The organism is Aeromonas sp. ANP5 (genome assembly GCF_963870295.1).
In the GTDB taxonomy this organism is placed as follows: domain Bacteria; phylum Pseudomonadota; class Gammaproteobacteria; order Enterobacterales; family Aeromonadaceae; genus Aeromonas; species Aeromonas veronii.
The window spans coordinates 1-1,763 of record NZ_CAWMRY010000075.1; the positions used below are offsets into that span (position 1 = coordinate 1).

The 1,763-nt window shown below is 56.6% G+C and carries 2 protein-coding genes and 1 pseudogene; all 3 read right to left on the bottom strand.

Annotated features, from left to right (window positions below; translation table 11 throughout):
• Positions 1–816, bottom strand: a pseudogene (locus tag AACT07_RS22235) (IS3 family transposase); the annotation flags it as partial.
• A gap of 8 nt (positions 817–824) precedes the next feature.
• Positions 825–1,529, bottom strand: a complete 705-nt coding sequence (locus tag AACT07_RS22240) for a DUF2860 family protein (RefSeq protein ID WP_253182294.1) — start codon at positions 1,527–1,529, stop codon at positions 825–827.
• A gap of 155 nt (positions 1,530–1,684) precedes the next feature.
• On the bottom strand, positions 1,685–1,763 hold a 79-nt coding region (locus AACT07_RS22245), incomplete at its 5' end, for an integrase core domain-containing protein (protein ID WP_139123940.1).

The following is a 1,763-nucleotide window of genomic DNA, read 5'->3' on the forward strand; positions in this document are numbered from 1 at the left end:
TTTCCAGTGCTTTGATTGCCAATTCTGCATCAGGTTTATCAGACATCGCCCATTCCACGATCCGCCGGGTATGCAGGTCAAGCACCGCTGCCAGGTAATACCAACGACCACCTGCCCAGACGTAGGTGATATCGCCACACCACACCTGATTGGGTTGATGGACATCAAATTCGCGGGCCAGCAGATTGTGAATGTCCGGTCGTTCAGACTGTGCCACCTTATAGCGGTGTGCGCCCGGCTGTTTGGATACCAGCCCGGCTTCCTTCATCAGGTTACGTACTTTGAATCGACCAATCTGATACCCCAACTCCCTCATCATCGACATCAAGGCGCGGCTGCCTGCCGAGCCTCGGCTCGCTTTGAACAACCTGCGCAACTCGCTGCGTTGCTGTATCCGCTCACGGTTAATCGCCCGCCTGCGGGCCAGATAATCGTAAAAACAGGAAGTGGGAACATCGAAAGCGCAACAGACCAAGGTGATGGGGGCTTGCTCCCTTAATCGGTCTATCAGCGCGTACGTGTGAACTCGTCCGCCATCAAGAGAGCAGTAGCCTTTTTTAGAATGTCTTTTTCACGTTCGAGCCGGTTGATACGGGCTTCCAGCTCCTGGATTTTCTGCTGTTCCGGTGTCAGTGCTTTGCTGATTGGGGTTGTGCCGCAGCGTTCGGATTGGAGCTGCTGAACCCAGCGGCGAAGAACGGTTTCACCGACATCCAGTGAACGGCTGGCTTCAGGGACAGAATATCCCTGATCGAGCACCAGGGATGAGGCTTCGAGTTTGAATTCGGCAGTAAATGAGCGACGTAATCTTGTCATTGAACACCTCAGGTCATGGTGGTGACTGTACCACCTAAAATAGTGTCCGGGATGATTAGACCACTACAGAACTGATCGTCTGCCAGCCGGAACTGGTAGGAGAGCTCGGCGAAGTTGACCCGGCCATTGCGATCCAGCATCCCCATCACGGCGCGGCCATATTGCTCGCCGCTGGACTCCCCATCCACCTTGACGTCGCGGCTGGTGATGCTGCCACTGAGCGTACTGCCCCAGATGTTGTCCCGCGCCAGACGGGCGCCGTGGGATCGCACGTCACTCTGCTCGCGTTCCACACCCACAGCAAAGGGATCGCGCCACACCTTGACCCGGGTGGCATTGAACACCAGCGAACCGGCCACGCTCCCCTTGTCCCCCAGCTGCTGGCGCAGCCCGAACTGCTGGGTACCGTCGCCACGAATGGCATCCTGAATGAGGTTGCCCAGAAACAGCTGGCTACCGGTGGACGCAAAGGTGTAGCGAAGATCCCCGTTGATCACCGGATCAAGGTGGCGCTGCTGCGCCGCAGCCCCCAAAGCTTCAATACGCTCGCGACCTGCATTCCCCGTGGCAAAATTGGACTTGGTCTCGCCAACGCTGGCCCCCGCCAGCACACTGCCGGAAAAGCCAGATTTCTCAGGAATGGCTCCCAGCTCTTGTGCCTGAACCCCGCTTACAACCAGCATCCCCATACTCAACAGCAGACCAATACGCATCGCAACACTCCTGGCAAGCGGCCACTCTCGGTGGGCCGAGCCTGATAAATAGGAGGGAGGCAGTCGCCCCCCTGAATTGAGAAGCGGCATGTTACGGCAGGGAAAATGTCTAGTCCTGAAATAGGTTTACACATTTTCAACTAGCATTTCTCTACTCAGAACCCCCTATGTACCGCATCGGGGGTTCTGTATTTCAACGCATGATGCGGCCGCTCCTCGTTGTAAATATCCACC